General features: G+C 75.3%; 1 pseudogene. It reads right to left on the reverse strand.

From position 1 onward, the window contains the following. Positions 1–239 (reverse strand): annotated as a pseudogene (locus KVS71_RS20125) (hypothetical protein); the annotation flags it as partial.

Here is a 239-nt window from a genome sequence, read left to right on the forward strand (position 1 = left end):
CCGAACCCTCCCGCGCCGTTGCGGGGATAGAGGTAGAGCTGACCTGCCGCCGTGCGGGCGACCAGGTCCGCACGACCGTCCCCGTTGTAATCCGCGCCGCCGGTGACCTCGGTGAACTCCTGCCAGCCGGTCCCGGCCTGCCGCCAGGTGCGCAGGCCGGCGGCGCCGGTGAAGACCCTCAGCCCGCCATCACCGGCGACCCCGTGGGGGTCCCCCCGTCCGCCGCCCCCGAAGTCTCC

The sequence above is a fragment of the Microbacterium sp. GbtcB4 genome (genome assembly GCF_019091465.1).
GTDB lineage: Bacteria > Actinomycetota > Actinomycetes > Actinomycetales > Microbacteriaceae > Microbacterium > Microbacterium paraoxydans.